Source organism: Litoribacter ruber, assembly GCF_018500185.1.
In the GTDB taxonomy this organism is placed as follows: Bacteria; Bacteroidota; Bacteroidia; order Cytophagales; family Cyclobacteriaceae; genus Litoribacter; species Litoribacter ruber.
Genome location: NZ_JAHBGI010000004.1, coordinates 229,985 through 246,784 on the forward strand (window position 1 = coordinate 229,985; position 16,800 = coordinate 246,784).

The 16,800-nt window shown below is 45.5% G+C and carries 14 protein-coding genes; 7 read left to right on the forward strand and 7 right to left on the reverse strand.

Annotation, left to right across the window (positions count from 1 at the left end; translation table 11 throughout):
• Window position 1 precedes the first annotated feature (1 nt).
• On the reverse strand, window positions 2-718 hold the full coding sequence (locus KIH41_RS07630) for a TVP38/TMEM64 family protein (RefSeq protein ID WP_246539016.1): 717 nt from the start codon (window positions 716-718) through the stop codon (window positions 2-4).
• Between the two features lie 67 nt (window positions 719-785).
• Between KIH41_RS07630 and KIH41_RS07635 the strand changes: the two genes are divergently transcribed.
• A complete protein-coding gene (locus KIH41_RS07635; RefSeq protein WP_214162052.1) occupies window positions 786-1,931 on the forward strand; it encodes a cystathionine gamma-synthase in 1,146 nt (381 codons plus the stop codon).
• Here the strand turns inward: KIH41_RS07635 and KIH41_RS07640 are convergent.
• From KIH41_RS07640 to KIH41_RS07660, 5 genes are all read right to left on the reverse strand, one after another.
• A complete protein-coding gene (locus tag KIH41_RS07640; protein WP_213943514.1) occupies window positions 1,928-2,758 on the reverse strand; it encodes a hypothetical protein in 831 nt (276 codons plus the stop codon). The two genes, KIH41_RS07635 and KIH41_RS07640, sit on opposite strands and share 4 nt — an antisense overlap.
• A 3-nt stretch (window positions 2,759-2,761) precedes the next feature.
• Window positions 2,762-3,712, reverse strand: coding sequence for a Smr/MutS family protein (locus KIH41_RS07645; RefSeq protein ID WP_214162053.1), 951 nt, complete (start codon window positions 3,710-3,712; stop codon window positions 2,762-2,764).
• Window positions 3,712-5,007, reverse strand: coding sequence for a cryptochrome/photolyase family protein (locus KIH41_RS07650; RefSeq protein WP_214162054.1), 1,296 nt, complete (start codon window positions 5,005-5,007; stop codon window positions 3,712-3,714). The genes KIH41_RS07645 and KIH41_RS07650 overlap by 1 nt, the downstream gene beginning before the upstream one ends.
• A gap of 69 nt (window positions 5,008-5,076) precedes the next feature.
• Window positions 5,077-5,700, reverse strand: a complete 624-nt coding sequence (locus KIH41_RS07655; protein WP_214162055.1) for a CatA-like O-acetyltransferase — start codon at window positions 5,698-5,700, stop codon at window positions 5,077-5,079.
• Window positions 5,684-10,210, reverse strand: coding sequence for a translocation/assembly module TamB domain-containing protein (locus KIH41_RS07660; protein ID WP_317194928.1), 4,527 nt, complete (start codon window positions 10,208-10,210; stop codon window positions 5,684-5,686). Before KIH41_RS07660 ends, KIH41_RS07655 begins: the two co-directional genes overlap by 17 nt.
• A gap of 128 nt (window positions 10,211-10,338) precedes the next feature.
• On the opposite strand from KIH41_RS07660, the gene tsaD reads away from it, so the two are divergent.
• The 5 genes from tsaD (at window position 10,339) to KIH41_RS07685 (ending at window position 14,103) form a co-directional block, all read left to right on the forward strand.
• Window positions 10,339-11,349, forward strand: a complete 1,011-nt coding sequence (tsaD, locus tag KIH41_RS07665; RefSeq protein WP_213943519.1) for a tRNA (adenosine(37)-N6)-threonylcarbamoyltransferase complex transferase subunit TsaD — start codon at window positions 10,339-10,341, stop codon at window positions 11,347-11,349.
• Window positions 11,350-11,352: 3 nt separating this feature from the next.
• Window positions 11,353-11,817, forward strand: coding sequence for an SsrA-binding protein SmpB (gene smpB, locus KIH41_RS07670; RefSeq protein WP_213943520.1), 465 nt, complete (start codon window positions 11,353-11,355; stop codon window positions 11,815-11,817).
• Window positions 11,783-12,592, forward strand: coding sequence for a C40 family peptidase (locus KIH41_RS07675; protein WP_214162057.1), 810 nt, complete (start codon window positions 11,783-11,785; stop codon window positions 12,590-12,592). Before smpB ends, KIH41_RS07675 begins: the two co-directional genes overlap by 35 nt.
• 6 nt (window positions 12,593-12,598) lie before the next feature.
• A complete protein-coding gene (locus KIH41_RS07680) occupies window positions 12,599-13,108 on the forward strand; it encodes an HNH endonuclease (protein ID WP_213943522.1) in 510 nt (169 codons plus the stop codon).
• A gap of 80 nt (window positions 13,109-13,188) precedes the next feature.
• Entirely contained in the window at window positions 13,189-14,103 is a 915-nt protein-coding gene (locus KIH41_RS07685) for an SMP-30/gluconolactonase/LRE family protein (RefSeq protein WP_213943523.1), read from the forward strand.
• 89 nt (window positions 14,104-14,192) lie between these two features.
• Here the strand turns inward: KIH41_RS07685 and KIH41_RS07690 are convergent, their stop codons facing one another.
• Window positions 14,193-14,639 (reverse strand): PH domain-containing protein, encoded by a 447-nt coding sequence (locus KIH41_RS07690; RefSeq protein WP_213943524.1) that lies wholly within the window; start codon window positions 14,637-14,639, stop codon window positions 14,193-14,195.
• A 326-nt stretch (window positions 14,640-14,965) separates the two neighbouring features.
• On the opposite strand from KIH41_RS07690, the gene rpsA reads away from it, so the two are divergent.
• Window positions 14,966-16,735 carry a 30S ribosomal protein S1 gene (gene rpsA, locus KIH41_RS07695; protein WP_213943525.1) on the forward strand — a complete coding sequence of 590 codons (1,770 nt, stop codon included), beginning with the start codon at window positions 14,966-14,968 and terminating at the stop codon, window positions 16,733-16,735.
• The last annotated feature ends 65 nt before the right edge of the window (window positions 16,736-16,800 follow it).

A 16,800-nucleotide genomic window follows, 5' to 3' on the forward strand; every position in this document is an offset into this window, starting at 1 on the left:
GTTATTTACTAGCTTTGACGAAGTTTAGAACTACTTTGGTGATGCCCCAAATGCTGAGCAGGAGTAGGGCAAAGAAGATGAGCATTTGGTAAAGGTTGTTGCCTTCCCTGAAGGCCTCAAGCATAGATTTGGCCATGATGCCAGTGGTGAAGGCCAGAAGTGTTCTCGGCAGCATTCCCAGAAAGCCCACCCAGATCACTTTTTTCAGATCAGCTCTCAGCAGCGCAAATAGGAGGTTGGAAAGAGCAAAGGGGATGATGGGGCTGATGCGGACAAAAAAGATCAGCTGGGACACTTGATCCTGCTTTTCAGCAATCACCTGTCGGGCCTTGGGGTATTTTTCCAAAAGAATTTCCAAACTGTTATGGTCCAACCTTTTTCCCAACAGATAACCTATGGCTGTGGCAAATAGGTAGGCAACCGCCAAAATTGGGAAAGCCTCCCAGCCAAACAAAAAACCAGTGATGATCGCCACCAGGGTGGTTGGCATCAAGGCCAGTCCCATCACACTGGCAGAAATGATTAAGAAGGGAAACAGCACGTTAAAATCGAGTACATCAACCATCCGGAATTTTTCAGTATTGCCGTAAAGGTGGTTGATAAAAAAGAAGCTTCCGATTGAGGGCATAAAGCTTACCCAGGCCATTGCCCAAATAATCACCGGGTTGGAAGTGAGTATAAGTTTTATGCGTTTGAAAATAGAATCTTTTTTACCCATATTTGGGGCAAATCTAAGTGTTTTTTAAAACCACACCTCTTTTCACCTTTAAATTATTAGATTCAACATGAAATTTGGAACCAAAGCCATACATGCAGGGGTAAAGCCTGATCCTACCACAGGGGCCATCATGACGCCCATTTACCAGACCTCTACATATGTGCAGAAGTCTCCCGGTGACCACCAAGGTTACGAATATTCCAGATCACACAACCCCACCCGTACGGCTTTGCAGGAGAGCTTGGCGGCCTTGGAAAACGGCAAACATGGACTTTGTTTTTCTTCAGGTATGGGCGCTATTGATGCGGTGATCAAGCTGCTCTCCCCGGGTGATGAGGTGATCAGTACCAATGATCTTTATGGAGGCTCCTACAGGATTTTTACCAAGATTTTTGTCAAATACGGCATCAAATTCCATTTTGTTTCCATGGCCGACCCGGCTTCCATTGAGCCTTATATCAACGAAAATACCAAACTGATCTGGACAGAAACGCCTACCAACCCGATGATGAACATCATTGATGTGGAGGCCATTGCCAAGATTGCCAAAAAGCACAATATCCTGCTCGGAGTGGACAATACGTTTGCAACTCCTTACCTACAAAACCCCCTTGACCTCGGAGCTGATCTAATCATGCATTCTGCTACAAAATATTTGGGCGGACATTCAGATGTGGTAATGGGGGCATTAATCGTCAATGATGATGAACTTGCTGAAAGATTGGCCTTTATCCAAAACAGCTGTGGAGCCGTGCCAGGTCCCCAGGATTGCTTTTTAGTGTTGAGAGGTATCAAAACCCTGCATTTGCGGATGGAGAGGCATTGCCAAAACGGGAAAACCATTGCTGCCTATCTGCGCACACACCCCAAGGTGGAGAAGGTCTACTGGCCAGGCTTTGAGGACCACCCTAACCACTCAGTCGCCAAAAAGCAGATGAGGGATTTTGGTGGGATGATTTCATTTACCCTCAAGGGAAATAAAATCGAAGATGCGACCAAGATTCTGGAAAGTCTCCGCTTGTTTTCACTGGCCGAATCCTTGGGAGGTGTGGAATCGCTATGCGGCCATCCGGCTACCATGACCCATGCGAGTATACCCAAGGAAGACAGGGAAAAGGTGGGCTTATCCGACTCCCTGATCAGGTTGAGCGTGGGGGTGGAAGACGCCGAGGATCTAAAAGATGATTTGGCCGCCGCTTTGGAGAAAATCTAATTCAAACGTTCTGTAAACAATTCTTTACTATGGCTGATCACTTTGGTGGTCAGCTTTTTTTTGTCCTTTTTGATGGTGTCCAGCAGGGTTTTGTATTTCTCTCCTATACTTTCCTTCTCCGAAAAGAAATAGGTTAGCTGCTGGAATAAAAGATGATTCTGATACCACTTTAGCAATAAATTGCTCAGCTTGTTCAGGTCATCGTGGATGGGATTGGTAAAAACAGGGTTGAGGCCCGAGACAATCCGGAAGTTTTCAACCGCAATGATGGTTTGCAAGGATTCGTAAATGTCCTTGATGGAGATGGCGTCCATCTCATGAAGGGAGTCGAAGTGGGAATACTCCACCTCCTCATTGATGATTTTAGTAGTGGCGGTATTGATCATCAAAGGTTTCAAGCCTTTGCTGAGCTTGAGTACCTCATCATAAAGCTCTTCCCAGGCATTGTGCGGAAAGCGCTGAAGAAGATCAAACACCTCCGAATAAAGCTCTTTTTTCTCTGTTTCCAAAAACTGGCTAAACGAATTGAAATTTTCACCTCCGCCTTTTCTGACAAACTCATCCCGGATCAATTTCAAATGGAGAACTTTCTTCAGGCATTTGAAAAGATGGGAAAATGGCTTGAACAATTTGAATTTCAGGTTCTCCTCCTCAAAGTGGATCTTGGCCATAAGCTGCAAATAGATCTCGATGAAGATGAGTTTTTCTTCCAGCACAATGACTTTTTTGGTTTTCATGGCCTTGCACAGCTCCTCAAAAAGCCGATGGCCCTCATCATATTGCTGGGCGAAAAGCTGAAATACAGGGGAGATTTTATCCGGATTCATCGCTTATTTTATTCTCACCAGGGTAGCGCCATAGCCGAACCTGCTCTGTTGACTGTCCTGAAAATACTTGATGTTCTTCATTTGGGAAAGGGCCTTGTGGATCTCTTTTCTTAAAACCCCATTGCCAATCCCATGGACAAATGAAATCTCATCCATCCCAGTGGCAATCGCCGCATCTAGGCTTTTTTCAAACGTCTCCAGCTGTAATTTCAGCATTTCGCTGTTGCTCATAAACTGGTGGTCTTTGGTGAGCTTTTCAATGTGCAGATCAACCGACTGGGCCGGTCTTTCAAATTGATGCGGTTTGGTGGGTGTTTTCTTGTCGCTATTCAAATCCTCATTTAGGGCCTTGATGTCAAGGTCTTTGGTAGTTTGGGTGAGGTTGAAAACATAGCCGTCTTTTCCTAAAAGCGGGGCTTTTCCCTTGCTTTTAAAGAAAGCGGAGGCTTTGAATTTGACCCTTTTTTCGAAAGGCGTATGTGTTTTCTCGGTCCTCAAATTAATGGGGATCATCTGAAGGTGAAGCGTTGGCCATTCTTCAAAATTGGCTATGCTTTTTTCATCCAGCTTTACGTACGAGCCACTGTTTATAGTCCCTGCCGAAACTGTGCGACTATTGTCTCCGAAGACCTCCGAGACCATGTAGAGGTAGCTTTTACCCGCATTGTTGCTGAGGTAGATGCTGTGGTCTTTGTCATTCAAGGGCAAATAGCAAAGAAAAACGCCATCGGCTGACTTTATCACGTTTTTGGTAGCAATGGTAGGCTTTTCTTCCACCACTCCGTCTCCGAAATATTGTCTTTCGGCGGAATGGATGATTACCACCTCGCTCTTCATGGCCGGAATGCGGAAACCATCCTCAATTTCAATCTCTATCCGTCCACCGGAGGAGATTTTGGTGATGATGCCTTGTTCATTGCCGTGTAGCAAGCGTACTTTGTCGCCTATGTTCATTATTTGACTGCTTTTTTAAATTCTTCCAATGCCCGTTCCCTTGCAAACTTGTGCTCCACAATGGGTTCGGGGTATTTGTCGGTCCCAAATTCGGGGATCCATTTTTTGACGTATTCACGATTCTTGTCAAACTTTTCCAGCTGGGATTCGGGGTTGAAAACCCGGAAGTATGGCTGGGCGTCTGTACCGGAACCGGCGGCCCACTGCCAGCCCCCATTGTTGGAGGAAAGCTCGTAATCCAGAAGTTTTTCTGCAAAATAGGCCTCCCCCCAGCGCCAGTCTATCAGCAAGTGTTTGGTCAAAAAGCTTGCCGTGACCATTCTGACACGGTTATGCATGTATCCGATGGCATTCATCTGCCGCATGCCCGCATCCACCATAGGGTAGCCGGTTTTGCCTTCACACCAAGCCTTGAATTCCTTTTCGTCGTTGCGCCAGTTTATCTTGTCATACTGGGGTTTGAAGGCCTTGTCCACCACCTCTGGAAAAGCATCCAGAATCATCATGTAAAATTCTCTCCAAATTAACTCATTTAAAAACGTTTTATCCAACTCTTGGGCCTTTTTAACCAATTTGCGGATGCTGATTGTCCCAAACCGCAAGTGCATCCCCAATCTGGAGGTGGCATCCATAGCCGGGAAATCCCTGTTTTTTCCGTATTCTTTGATCAGTTTTTCATTGACATTCCTCGAAGGAAATTCCGTAGAAGAAGGCTTGAAGCCCATTTCCTTCAGGCTGGGAATGGATTTGGGTGTCTTGGGATAAAAGTTTTGCTGCAGGCGATTGGTTTTGAGCGCATCCTCGGTTGTAGAAAGCCTGGACAACCAGTTTTTACTGTAAGGAGTGAAAACCTTATACACTTCCCCACTGCCATTTTTTATTTCATCCTTTTCAAAAATTACCTGGTCCTTGAAATCATAAAACGGAATGCCCTTTTTCTCCAGCATCTCCTTAATCATACTGTCCCGCTCCTTGGCATATGGCTCGTAATCCCTGTTGGTAAATACCGCCTGCACCGCATATTCTTTCAGAAGGGATTCAAAGGCCTGCTTTGGGGTGTCATAAATAATCTTGATTGAGCTGTCGTAATCTTTTTGCAATTCCTCCTGAAGCTCTTTCAATCTTCTATATAAAAAAGTCACCCGCGCATCATCTTCCTTGAGATCGCCCAGGATATGCTTGTCAAAAATAAATATGGGTAAAACCGGATGGTCGGACTTTAGAGCCTCTGATAAGGCTTTATTATCATCCAGTCGAAGGTCACGCCTCATCCAATAAATAGAAACTTGGTCCATTGAAATAATTAGGGTTAGGTTGTGCCTATTAAAAATAACCAGCTTGGCTTTTGTTTAAAACCTTTGCCACTATTCCTCCATGAGCTGTTGGAAATTTTGCACAAATAAGCCCACGTCCCTTCCGTCAGCCAAGGCATGGTGCACATGAATCGATAGAGGAAAACTCCGTCCTTCCAGGCCTATGGTCATTTTTCCGATGGAAACCTTTGGGCAACTGTCGGCAATCGAATACTTTCTTGAATGTGACAATGAAGTGAAGTCCAGCCAAGGTAAGGCCGAAAAGTGGATCACATCCTCGCGAAAAGGAAAAGTGAATAATTCACTGGTACTCTGGGTGACCTTAGTCGCTTCTATTGCGTTTTGCCGGAAATGGTCTTCATGCTCGCTAAACTCCATAAAACTGAAGCCAAAACTACCGTCCGCTCTTGCCACGGTAGGGGAAACGTGGATTTTTTCAAACTCCCAAGGTTCCCCATCCAAAATCCTCAGCCTCAAAGCCGGTGTCAGGTTGATGGCTTTCAAGACCCTGTAAAGATAGTAATAGTAAAAGCTCACCTGTTGGAATTTTGCCTTTTGGTAAGCCTTTTCACAGTTGATCTTCACACAAACTCCATGAAACGGCTCCTCAAACTCCTTGAAAAAGTTGAAATGGTCCTTTCTGTTCCAGGAGGATAGGTCAATTTTCTTCTTCATTTCTAATAGGGGTTTCTTCCTCTTCTTCAGATTTTAGATCCAAGAGGCCTTCAATCACCCGGATGGGGACTGGTTCCACCTCTTCATTGGGCACCAACAAGCCCTCTTCAAAGTCATACCTCAAGAAGTCATCAATATCATTGATAAGTAGTCGCTGCCTGCGGTTTTTACCTATATTTTCAATCAACTCCTGAAATGAGCTAAAGGAAAGGGTTTGGGAAATGGATACCCCGTAGGTAATCACATTGGCCGATAGGTTCAGCGAGGTAAAGGCATTGTTGAAGTTGTTGCGGTTATAAACCCGGAGTCTGTATCGGCCATCTTCGGTCAGCAGGTATTCGGCCTGCCAGTCTCCGGCGATGGTGTTGAGATCGGTGTTGCCCTGAAGATCGGTAAAGCCCCCGTCCCGCATTACCCTAAGGCGTCCATCCAAAAAGGTGTAGGCCACTCTAAGCTGGAAGGATTCCAAGGCAGTTTGGTCAAGGGTTGCCAGGTCAAAGTCTATTTCCAAGTTCTGATCCACTTGGGCCACTAGGGCATTGAGTTGGGAGGATACTAGCTGGCTGAGGTTGCTGAAGCCGATTCCAGCGCCGCTGAACTGCCCCTCGGGAGAAAACCTTCTCAACATGATCAGGGAGAAAACCTGCCTGTTTTTCTCCTGCTCATCATTGGATATTCTGTTTCTGAAAGCAGAGATATAGGTTTGGATTTCCCCTTCGGGAAAGCCGCTGAAGTCAAAGTCGAAATTGATGTCAGGTGACAGCAAGGGTCCCTGTAGCCCCATGATTACCTTTACTGGGAAGCGCCTTCTCAGCTGGGAATCCATCATGTCCGTGCTGGCGGTAGTTTGGGCGGGTTGAAGGCTCATCAGCGAAACGTTCTCCTCATAGATGGCCTTTATGTTCAAAATACCTTCATACGGGTCACCAAACCAAGAGATCCTGCCCCCAGGCTCGATGGTGAATTCCTTGTTGATGATGTTATACAGGGAGAAATTGTACCTCGCATCCACGATTTCATAGATACCGCTCATGGTGAAATTCCCCTGTGTATCGATCCCCAAATTCAGGTTTCCACGTCCACGACCCTGAATGGATTCCCCGGTGCGGGGGTCAATGATGATTTCCGCATAAGCGTCAGGTGTGATGTCGAGATTAAAATTCATCCTTACGTTCTGTAGCGCCAGCTTTTCCACTTGGTCCAAGGTAGCGACCTGACGGGTGGTGTCCCGCACGTTGATGATGTTGATAAAATCCTCCTTAAACTGGCCGTCGCTGGATCCTATGGGGATGTAAATTCTGGTATTGGGCTGGCTGGTTGCCTGGGCATTGATGTCGAGGTTGTTGGCTGCGCCAAAGATTTCCAGCTTTCCAGAGGCATAGGCCGTTCCATAGAAAAGGTCGTTATCGCGGATGGTAGTATTGAGGACCTGGAAATTGTTGAGGTCTGAACTGATGTCCAAGATAAAGTTGCTGAACCTGTCATGACTGATACCTCCCCGCATATTGGCCTTATTGCCCCGGGTATCGGTGAGCTCCAGGCCCCTAAAGCTGATTTCATTTGGTGTGAAATTCACCCTCCCGTCCACGGTGTAGGTAGTGTTCAGGTAATTTACCCTTAAGTTGCCGGCGGTTAATCTGCCCGACCCGGTGATTTCTGGATTGTACATTCGGCCTCGGATATCCAGTTCACCGGTCAGGGTGCCCCCCAGATTGGTAATGTAATCGGAAAGAAAAGGCTCGGCTATGGAAAGGTTGGCCTCCTCAAATTTAGCCACAAGATCAAGCTGGTCTTCTTTTGTGCCCAAATAGCCTTCAATGGCAATTATTTTCTTGCCCAGCCTGGTATTGGTCAGGTCTAAGTGGATCCTGTCATTGTCATTATCAAAATATGTGGTGGCATCCAGGTTGCCAATAAGGAAATTGTTTATGTGAAACTCATCCACATTCAGGTTACCCATTACCACAGGGTTTTCCAGGATGTTGGAAATGGCAAAGAGGCCGTTGGCAGTACCCTCAAATTCCTTGATGTCCCAGGTGTTGAGCAGGCTCATGTCAACTTGATGCATCTCCAAACTCAGCACGTCTTCAGGTTCTTTCGAAATCTTGCCATTCAAGGCCAGGAACTGCCCGTTTTCCACCAGTTTGAGGTTGATGATTTCAAGGTTGCCAAGTGTATAGACCAATTGGTTGTCGGGTTCGATTTCCCAAAACCTATCCAAGACTTTTAATTCAGATGGCTCAAACACCATGTCTATCTCATCCGGGCCAACCTCTATGTGGCTTCGGATGCGGGCATAGCTGTCAGTTTCTTCCTGAGCAAAATTAATATTAAGGTCTATGGCTGCCTGATCCCAAAGTGCCTCCAGGGAGAAATCATTGAAAGTGATGCCGGAAGAAAGTTGCTGCTGCTTACTGTTGATATAAAACGAAGCCAATACATCCGAATCTCCCCGCAATTTGGAGGTGTTGAAATCAAGGTTGTTGTCCAGGAAGTAGTGCCCTTTATAGTAAACCGTGTCAATATCCGAAAACAGGTTTAGAATAGTGTTTTCCGGTGTCTGATAAAAAGCCCCTTCGATAACCGTGTTATCAGAAATGGAAAGCGAAGGATCCAACAGATAAATCAGAGGGTTGGGGTCGATGAGGTTGATATTAATATCAAAGTTGTAGGAACCCATCAGGTCGTTTTCAGTAATGACCGGAGCTTTCTCGGGTTGGCTGGTGATCAGTGCAAAATATTCCTGTCCCAAAGTCGTCAGGTCTTTTCCCAATTCCTCCAGCTTGTAATTCCCCGAAATCCCAGCCGTCAACAAATCGGAGTTGAGAGCAATTACACGTCCCTCCGGAGTGAAAAGGGACTGGAAGATGAATTGGTCTACATGTAAATCCCTGCCTTCATAACTGAAAAGCATGTCCTCAAATCTTGCCGCCCCTTCTATATCGTCTATCTCCACTCCCTTGGTGTCCAGGTTGAAATTGCCGCTTATGAAAATGTCCTCCTTAATCAGGTTGAGGTTTTGGAGAAAAGCCGTATCAATCTTTGCTTCCAATCGGACGCTGTCCTTATTGGAGCGCAGGTCCATTTTTCCTGCCAGCTGCATTTTTAGGTTAGGATCACGAATGTTGAGTTTCCCGCTGAAAAGGTCCTTTCCGTAAGTGGCATTGGTGCGGATGTTGGCATAATTGTATTTGTTGATGCCTATAGAGTTAATGTCCGCATCAAGGGATAGGATGGCCGACTCGGCCGTCAGGCCAGTTCCTTTCAATTGGCCTTTCATGGTCACCCTTTGAAAAAGCTCCGGCTGGTCCAAAATTAGACCGATATTCAAATTTTGAAGCTCTACAGACCCGCTATAGGTGGGGACGTTTCGCGCTCTTCGGTAATTGAGCCGCCCATTCATATTGCCGATGCCTGTACGGAAATTCCCGCTTGCGGTGAAGTTTTCAAAATACCCCGTAAAATCCCCATCAAATCGGATATCCCTAAATTTATTGACTTGCCTCCTGGCTTCATCGGATAGGTAAGGGGCCAAATCAGCGCTGGTCAAAGTAGAGTTCATCAAGGAAAGCCTGAAAAAAGTTTCCTCCACATTGGGGAGGCCCTCGATGTCAAACTTACCGAACATGGCACTCCTTTCCCCAAACCGGATCAGGAGCTGCTCTGAGGCCAAGTCACTGATCTGCCCGGTGATTTCCCCACTAAGGTAAATCTTGTCGTCAAAATCGGGAATCTGCTCCGCAAAATATTTGAGGTCTTTGATGTCCAACACAGCCTCGCTCAGCTGCGCCCTGATATTGACGGAATTGTTGAAATCACTCAGATCCCTGACTTCATCGTATGAAAATTCAAGGTAGTTTCTGACAATAGTTTCATTGCTTCGCAAATACAAATTGTCGAAGACCATTCCCGTGTTGGAATATAAAAAGTCGGTTTGCAGCTGCTGGACTTCCAGTCCTGATGTGGACTCCACGCCACGCAGGCTTTCCACCGAAACGGCAATCGTGTCCGACTTGGCAAAGAAATCCTCTCCTCTTGCCACCAGGTTTCGGAATCGAAGCTTTCCGTAATCAAAACCGGTCTCGAATACGGGTAGGGTGTAATCCAGAATATCCAGCGAGGTGTTTTTTAGGGATAGCTCGGTGATGGAAAATTTAACAGGCCTTTTTTCCTGCTTGGAAACCGTTGGGCTCAGCAAGGCATTAATCCTTGCCACAAAGACCGTGATATTGATGTCGTCTTCCTCTGGATGGGTCAGTAGTCTAACTTGACCATGGTTGAGCTGCACTTCATCGATAGAGGGGTTGTCGCTGTTGAGCAGGCCTTGGAGGGAAAAGTCAATGTAGACCTCTTCCAGGTTGGCCATCAGGCTGTCGTTATGGTCATATACCACCACATCGGAAAGGCTGACCGCATCCCACCACCTGATGTTTACCTTGGAAATACTGGTTCTAAACCCTGTGTTTTCGGTGATGTAGTTGGTAAGGACTTTAGTGAGGCGCGTCTGCACAGAGGGGATCTGGAGCAGAGCGGCGACGAGTGCGAGGGTCAGAACAAGAAATAAAGCTACCCGCAAAAGCACCATGAGTGCTTTCGCTAAAATTTGCGTAACTTTCGGGTTCTTTTCCAATGAATGAGATGAAAATTAATATTCTGGCTATCGAGTCTTCCTGTGATGAAACGTCTGCATCGGTGATTTCTGATGGCAAAATACTTAATAATATTGTGGCCACGCAATCTGTGCACGAAAAATATGGGGGAGTGGTGCCTGAACTGGCATCCCGGGCCCACCAACAACACCTCGTGCCGGTGATCCATGAGGCGATTGAAACCTCGGGAATTGACAAAAAGGACCTGTCGGCGGTGGCTTTCACGAGGGGGCCAGGCCTGATGGGGTCCCTGATGGTAGGGGTTTCTTTTGCTAAATCTTTTGCCTATTCCCTAGGCATTCCTCTTATCGAGGTCAACCATATGGAGGCGCATATTTTGGCCCACTTCATAGATGATCCCAAACCTGATTTCCCATTCATCTGCCTTACAGTAAGCGGGGGGCATACCCAGCTGGTGCTGGTGAAAGACCACCTGGAAATGGAAGTGATCGGGGAAACCCTGGATGATGCAGTAGGGGAAGCATTTGACAAAACCGCCAAACTGATGGGCTTGCCCTATCCTGGAGGTCCGCTGATCGACAAATACGCCAAGGAAGGCAACCCCAAAGCCTTTGCCTTTCCAGTGTCCGATATGCCAGAATTAAATTATTCCTTTAGTGGGATAAAAACTGCCGTTCTATACTTCCTTCGGGATAAGATAAAAGAGAACCCGCAATTTATTGAGGAAAATACCGCTGACATCTGCGCCTCGGTACAATATACGCTGATCAAGATGCTGACCCAGAAACTCAAGAAGGCCGCTAAGCTGCATAGGGTGAAAAACATTGCCATTGCCGGTGGAGTAAGCGCAAACTCTGGACTGCGTGAGGAGTTGAATAGATTGGCAGCGGATTTGAATTGGAAAGTTTATATTCCTAAGTTCGAGTACTGTACTGACAATGCGGCTATGATTGCCATGGCTGCCCATTATAAATTTTTAAGCAATTCTTTTTGCGGCCTGGACACCAGTCCTTTGGCCAAAATGAAAATCGGAAACTAACCTATGGCCAAAACCAGTAAACTCCAGAAAATAATCAACATCAAAAACAAAAAGGCCAGTTTTGAATTTGAATTCATAGATAAATATGTGGCCGGCATCGTTTTGAAAGGAACTGAAATCAAATCCCTGAGGGAAGGCAAAGCTTCCCTGACCGAGGCGTTTTGTTTTTTTAGAAACGGTGAGCTTTTTATCCGCCAGATGCACATCGCTCCTTATTCCTTTGCGGCTTCCTATAATCATGACCCGGTAAGGGAAAGAAAATTGCTGCTCAACAAAAGAGAGTTGGATAAGCTGGAGAGCAAGTTTCAGGAAAAAGGATTGACAATCATCCCTGTGAGGCTTTTCATCAATGATAAAGGCTTGGCCAAAATTGAAATTGCTCTGGGAAGGGGTAAAAAAATACACGACAAACGTCAGGATATCAAAAACAAGGATGCAAAAAGAGACCTCGACAGAATGGCCTATTGATGAAGGTTACGGTGTTTGCCGCCTTTCACTGGCCACCGTATATCAAGAACCACGCCCGGGTGCCGGGTTGGTGACCCAATTGCTTTTTGGTGAAACCTACAGGGTGCTGGAGGCAGATCCAAGCAAGCGGTATCTGCGCATAGAAAGCCATCAGGACAAAAGTCAAGGATGGCTGGTGACGGCACAGCATCATGCCATCGCGCAAGAGGAGTTTGATGCATTCAACGATTCTGATTACCAACTCACCACTTCACCTGTTTCCCATATCACCTTCAAAAACCAAAAGATATACCTGTTGCCGGGTAGTCATCTGCATGTTGCCCAAAACGAACTTTTTGACCTCAGCCAGTCCTTACAGTTTAGCGGCAGTTCCAGGCCGCGTTCCCAAAAAGCGGACAGGGATGAACTGATGGAGATTGCACAGCTTTTTGTCAATACCCCTTTTCTTTCGGGTGGAAGGAGCTTTTTCGGGCTTGGAGCGGGTAGTTTTGTCCAGCTGGTGTATAAGATTGCAGGATACAAAGTCCCCAAGTTTTTGAGTCAGCTGTTGGTCTTTGGCCAGAAAGTGGAGGCAAGTGCGGCACAGCCTGGAGACTTGCTGATTTTCTACAACGAAATGCTGCTCCCCGAGCATATGGGGTTATATCTTGGTGATGAACAAATCATTCATATGAAAGGAAAGGTGAGGATAGACAAGATAAGTTTTGCGCCTAAATCTGGTCAAAAAAACATTTCAGGCTTTCCTAACGTTCATGAAGTCAGGAAATTAATTTGAAGTGTCATGGAGAAGAAAGTGCTAGTGTTGAATTTGGATCATACCCCAGTGGCCATTGTCACAGTCCAAAAGGCAATAGTGCTTACCATTCTCGACAAGGCCTCTCCTTTGGCCACCTATTCCTATCTATCCATCCGTACGGTAGACCGTACATTTGTTTATCCTGCTGTTATCCGCTTGCGGGAGTATAAAAACGTTCCTTATAGAGGCGTGATGCTTAGCCGCCACAATCTTTTTCGCAGGGATAGAAATGCCTGCCAATACTGCGGTTCCGGCAAGCACCTGACTATCGATCACGTGATTCCCCGGTCTAAAGGCGGCAAGACCGAATGGAAGAACCTGGTTACGGCTTGCCACCGGTGCAACACCCAAAAGGGTGACCGATCAGTGGAGCAGGTTGGCTTTAGCCTCAAGCATCCCCCATTCAAACCCACCCTGAAAATGTTCCTTGCCGAATACGCTGAAAAGAATGCAGAGGAATGGATGCCCTTTTTGGGCGTGAAAGAAATGGGCTAAGTAGTTATTTTTATTATCTTCGAGCCTCCATCCCTAAGGTCACCACCTTTGGGGACCCACTTTATTTTATGATTATGAGTATGAAAAAGACTTTAGGCTTAATATGCCTGCTTTCCTTGGCGTGTGCTCTGGAAGGAAAGGCACAGATTGAAGGTAAAAAATCACTGGCAGCCAAAGGTGCCAAGCTGGAAAAGGCCGGGGAAGGTTTTGAATTTACCGAAGGTCCAGCTGTCAACAGGGAAGGGCACGTTTACTTCACCGACCAGCCAAACAACAAAATCCATAAATGGGCATTCAATACAGGTGAAATTACCGTGTTCATGGAAGATGCGGGCCGTTCAAATGGCTTGTTTTATGACAATAGAAGGGATGTGTTGATAGCCTGCGCTGATGAGAAAAACCAGCTTTGGTCCATTACCCCAAAAGGTGAAAAGAAAGTATTGATTGAGAGTTTCAGAGGCAAAAGGCTCAACGGCCCCAACGATGTATGGGTAGGTCCTAATGGCGGTATCTATATGACGGATCCCTTGTATAAGCGGGATTATTGGGAAAGAGACCCAGGGATGCAGCAAGATGGGGAGCATCTGTATTATTTGGCCCCTGATCATGCCCAATTTATCCGTGTTGATGAAAACTTGGTCAAGCCCAACGGAATTATCGGATCCCAAGATGGTAAAAAGCTATACGTGGCCGATATCGGGGACGATAAAACCTATGTATATGATATCGAGGAAGACGGTTACCTGATCAACAGGCAGCTGTTTACGGAAAAAGGTTCAGACGGCATGACTTTGGACAACCGTGGGAACCTTTACCTTACTGGCAAAGAGGGGGTAACGATTGTGAACCGTAAAGGAGAGCAGGTCGGCAGAATCCCGATCCCGGAGGAACTGACCACAAACATTGTGTTTGGGGGGCCGGAGAGGAAAACCCTATTCATTACTGCCATGGGATCTGTTTATACTTTGGAGATGAAGGTTAGAGGGACGCATTGAAAGTGAGAGGTGTGAGAAAGTTGTGTTTAGAATTTGAGTATAAACAAATAAAGGAGGCTGGATGGCCTCCTTTATTTGTTTTGTTAGTATTAGCTGGTGGTTTTGAGGGAATGATGGTTGTCGGATATGCTGATCTCGGGGTTGAGTTGGGTGAGGGCATGGATGAAAGCTTTTTGGTCTTTGGGGCTTACGTATATTTCATCGTATTTATAATAATGGATGGATAATCCCGTGGGGGCCAGACCGGCGGTTTTCTGGCCCTGCCTTATGAATTTCCCTTTTCGAATTTCCCGGATGGATGTGATGGGGATCTTGCCTTTGTTGTATCCGAATCTGTAGAATAGATAGCCATCTTCAATTTTATAAGAATTGTCAAAGTAAATCCAAAGTGGCAAGGCTAAATGAATCCATGCGAAAAACAAATAAGGTTTGGCAATCAATCCTTCATAATTCCACAAAGAAGCCCCATACATGAGGAGGGGCAAGGTGATCCAGGTAATGGCAAGCCAATTTTGACGGTCTGTTTTAAATTCCATTTTTTTTGAATAGGGATATCGTATTGAAAAAATATTTACGGAAGATTAAGTTAATTATTATGGGCTGAATTGCATGATTAATTTGAAACTTTTTGATCGGGGAAATTATTTCGGACAATTAAAACTCTCAGCATAAGCCTGCTAGAGTTACTGATGGAGTGGGGGTTACAGGATAATTTCTTTCGATATCTTTGACTCGTTCCTGTTATTATTTGTACCTTTGCAATCCGTTCGGGTGAACGGGTCCGTTTTGGCGGGAAAACAACTAACTAAAAACCTCAGCCTGAGGACTCTAGGGCTGTTGAAAGTCAGAGTCATTAAATAATATGTCTAATAAAGAAGATTTTAACTGGGAAAAGTTTGAGACCAAAGGTTTTGGCGAAGGCTACACTAAGGCTGAGAGAGCCGAAATGGAGAAGCTTTACGACAACACCTTGAATGAGATCACTGAGAAAGAAGTTATCAAAGGTACTGTAGTAGGTATCAACGATAAGGACGTGATCATCAACATTGGTTTCAAATCTGACGGATTGGTGCCTAGAACTGAATTTAGAGATCTACCTGATCTTAAAATCGGTGATGAGGTGGAACTTTTCATCGAAGAGCAAGAGAACGCTCTTGGCCAATTGGTCCTTTCTAGAAAGAAAGCCAAAATGGTACGTGCTTGGCAGGATATCGAAGATGCATTGGAGTTTGACAATGTAATCGAAGGTCTTGTGAAGAGAAGAACCAAAGGTGGTCTTATCGTGGATATCTACGGTGTGGAGGCTTTCTTGCCAGGTTCTCAGATCGACGTGAAGCCTATCAGAGACTTTGATGTCTATGTAGGTAAGAAAATGGAAGTGAAAGTGGTTAAAATCAACCACGCTAACGATAACGTAGTAGTTTCTCATAAAGTCTTGATCGAAAAAGACCTTGAGAAGCAAAAAGCTGAAATCCTTAACAACCTTGAGAAAGGTCAAGTATTGGAAGGTGTGATCAAAAACATGACCAACTTCGGTGTATTCATCGATCTTGGTGGTGTAGATGGTCTACTTCACATTACAGATATTTCTTGGGGCAGAATCAATCATCCGGAAGAAGTTCTTAACCTTGATGACAAAGTTCAGATCGTGGTTCTTGACTTCGATGATGATAAGAAGAGAATTTCTTTGGGTATGAAGCAGCTTACTGCTCATCCTTGGGATTCACTTTCTGCTGAGCTTGAAATCGGTTCTAAGGTTAGAGGTAAAATCGTTAACGTTGCTGACTATGGTGCATTCCTTGAGTTGGCTCCAGGCGTTGAAGGTTTGATCCACGTATCTGAAATGAGCTGGTCTCAGCACTTGAGAAACCCAGCTGACTTCGTGAAAGTTGGTGACGAGATCGATGCGGTAGTGTTGACTTTGGACAAAGACGACAGAAAAATGTCTCTTGGTATCAAGCAGCTTACTGAAGATCCTTGGACTAAAGGTGACATGTCTACTAAGTATGCAGTGGGCACTAAGCACAAAGGTGTGGTAAGAAACTTGACTAACTTCGGTCTATTCCTTGAGCTAGAGGAAGGTATCGACGGTCTTGTACACGTATCTGATCTTTCTTGGACTAAGAAAATCAAGCACCCATCTGAGTACGTTAAAGTAGGAGATGAGCTTGAAGTTGTAGTTCTTGAGCTTGATGTTGACAACAGAAGATTGGCCCTTGGCCATAAGCAGTTGGAAGAAAACCCATGGGATACTTTCGAGAATGTGTTTCCAGTAGGTTCTGTTCACAAGTGTACTGTTAACTCTAAGAATGACAAAGGTGCAGTACTTGAGCTTCCTTACGGACTTGAGGGCTTTGCTACCATCAAAAACTTGGAAAAAGAAGACGGTTCTCAAGTAGAAGTTGGTGACTCTGAAGACTTCAAAGTAACTGAATTCTCTAAAGATGACAAAAGAATTGTTCTTTCTCATACAGCAACTTTTAAAGAGGCAGCAGTTGAAGCTCCAAAAGCTAAGAAAGCAGCATCTCCTAAGAAGAAAGCTACAGAGCAGCCGCAAGAAAAGTCTACCCTAGGTGATTTGGATGCACTTTCTGCTTTGAAAGAGAAAATGGACGGTGGAGATAAGAAGTAATTCTTGATCCCTATCAAAAATATGAAGCCTCCCTTGCAAAAGGGAGGCTTTTTTTATTACTAGAT

Excerpts from the sequence above, each read along its gene's own strand:
- KIH41_RS07680 (WP_213943522.1), top strand. The coding sequence starts at position 12,599 with ATGGAGAAGAAAGTGCTAGTGTTGAATTTGGATCATACCCCAGTGGCC.
- KIH41_RS07640 (WP_213943514.1), bottom strand. The coding sequence starts at position 2,758 with ATGAATCCGGATAAAATCTCCCCTGTATTTCAGCTTTTCGCCCAGCAA.
- KIH41_RS07675 (WP_214162057.1), top strand. The coding sequence starts at position 11,783 with ATGCAAAAAGAGACCTCGACAGAATGGCCTATTGATGAAGGTTACGGT.
- KIH41_RS07685 (WP_213943523.1), top strand. The coding sequence starts at position 13,189 with ATGAAAAAGACTTTAGGCTTAATATGCCTGCTTTCCTTGGCGTGTGCT.
- KIH41_RS07645 (WP_214162053.1), bottom strand. The coding sequence starts at position 3,712 with ATGAACATAGGCGACAAAGTACGCTTGCTACACGGCAATGAACAAGGC.
- smpB (WP_213943520.1), top strand. The coding sequence starts at position 11,353 with ATGGCCAAAACCAGTAAACTCCAGAAAATAATCAACATCAAAAACAAA.
- rpsA (WP_213943525.1), top strand. The coding sequence starts at position 14,966 with ATGTCTAATAAAGAAGATTTTAACTGGGAAAAGTTTGAGACCAAAGGT.
- KIH41_RS07650 (WP_214162054.1), bottom strand. The coding sequence starts at position 5,007 with ATGGACCAAGTTTCTATTTATTGGATGAGGCGTGACCTTCGACTGGAT.
- KIH41_RS07690 (WP_213943524.1), bottom strand. The coding sequence starts at position 14,639 with ATGGAATTTAAAACAGACCGTCAAAATTGGCTTGCCATTACCTGGATC.
- KIH41_RS07630 (WP_246539016.1), bottom strand. The coding sequence starts at position 718 with ATGGGTAAAAAAGATTCTATTTTCAAACGCATAAAACTTATACTCACT.
- KIH41_RS07655 (WP_214162055.1), bottom strand. The coding sequence starts at position 5,700 with ATGAAGAAGAAAATTGACCTATCCTCCTGGAACAGAAAGGACCATTTC.
- KIH41_RS07635 (WP_214162052.1), top strand. The coding sequence starts at position 786 with ATGAAATTTGGAACCAAAGCCATACATGCAGGGGTAAAGCCTGATCCT.
- tsaD (WP_213943519.1), top strand. The coding sequence starts at position 10,339 with ATGAAAATTAATATTCTGGCTATCGAGTCTTCCTGTGATGAAACGTCT.